Source organism: Micromonospora sp. A200, from assembly GCF_029893845.1.
In the GTDB taxonomy this organism is placed as follows: domain Bacteria; phylum Actinomycetota; class Actinomycetes; order Mycobacteriales; family Micromonosporaceae; genus Micromonospora; species Micromonospora purpureochromogenes.
On record NZ_JARXXY010000088.1, the window covers coordinates 1 to 1,493 of the forward strand.

General features: G+C 68.7%; 1 protein-coding gene. It reads right to left on the minus strand.

What is annotated here, in order from left to right:
• Nucleotides 1–27: 27 nt before the first annotated feature.
• Nucleotides 28–1,254: an IS110 family transposase gene (locus tag M2302_RS33015; RefSeq protein ID WP_280841709.1), complete on the minus strand. Its 1,227-nt coding sequence runs from the start codon at nt 1,252–1,254 to the stop codon at nt 28–30.
• Nucleotides 1,255–1,493 lie beyond the last annotated feature (239 nt).

Below are 1,493 nucleotides of genomic sequence, written 5' to 3' on the forward strand. Positions count from 1 at the left end.
GGGTCAGACATCCCAGGAGCTTGGATGTCAAGCAGCGGCGGGTTGGGTTCGGTGTGACCAGGCGGTTGTCTGGTCGTAGCGGGTGGCGGTCTTGAGGCAGCCGTGGAGGATGCCGACGAGGCGGTTGCCGATCTGCCGTAGCGCAGCGTTGTGTCCGATTTCACGGGCGCGGAGTTCGTCGTAGTAGGCGCGGACCGCGGGGTCGTGCAGGATCGCGGCGCCGGCTTGGGTGTGGAGGGCGTCGACGAGTCGGTCGTTGTGCACGATGCGGGCGTGGACGGTTTTGGATTTGCCGGACTGGCGGGTGATGGGGGCGGTGCCGGCGTAGTTCTTGCGGGCTTTGGCGTCGGCGTAGCGGCCTGGGGCGTCGCCGAACTCTGCGAGCACCCGGGCGCCGAGGATCACGCCGATGCCGGGTTGGCTGAGGTAGACCTCAGCGTCCGGGTGCTGACCAAAATGCGCCTCAACCTGGCCTTCCATTGCCCGGATCTGAGCGTTGAGGGTCTGCAGGATCGCGACGGTGGCGTTGATGGTGGCCGCGTAGGCGGCGGTGACGATGTCGGGCTGGCGCAGGTGCGCGGTGCGCAGTGCCTGCTGAATCGTGGCGGCCTTGTCGGCGATCCCGCGGCGGCGGGCGCGTTTGAGAGCCGCGCTGATCTGAGCGAGGGTGAGTCTGGCGGCCTGGTCCGGGGTGGGTGCCTTGGCCAGCAGTTCGAGGGTGTCGGCGCCTGTCAGTGTCAGCGGCTGGTAGGCATCCAGCGCGGCGGGGAAGTACTCCCGCAGCGCCGCGCGCAGCCGCAGCATGTGCCGGGTGCGTTCCCAGATCAGCGTCTGGTGCGTGCGGGCCACCACCTTGACCGCTTCGGCGAGATCGGAATCGGCAGCGACCTGCCGCAGCTGATGGCGGCGGGTGCGGACCATGTCGGCCAGAGCATGCGCGTCGCCTTTGTCGCTCTTGGCCCCCGACAGCGACACCAACTCCCGATGCCGCGCGGCCTGCTTCGGGTTCACCCCGAACACCTGGTAGCCGGCCGCGACCAGCGCCCGCACCCACGGCCCACGATCGGTCTCGATGCACACCAGCACCTGCGCCGGCGTGGCATCCTCGGGCAGGAACCCGGCCACGAGGTCGTGGAAGCGGGCCATGCCGTCCACGCCCTCGGGCAGCCGCGCGGTTCGCATCACTCGCCCGTGCTGGTCCTGCACCTCCACATCGTGATGATCTTCCGCCCAGTCGTCACCGACGAACAGCACAACGCCTCCCGTCATCCCGAGAAACCCGTCGGCAGCCCGCGGGAGAACCAGCGCCCTAATGGACCAGTGCTCACGCCAATCCGGCAGGCACGACATCCCATCAGCCGTTCATCTCCCGACCACGGGCAAGGGCACGGTCTGACCCTAGGACTCACCGGTCCAAGGGGTGGGAGTGCTCACTCGCCCGCGGCTACCGGACGTCGAGTCTGCCTCCCAGCCGACCCGACACCTCCCATTAG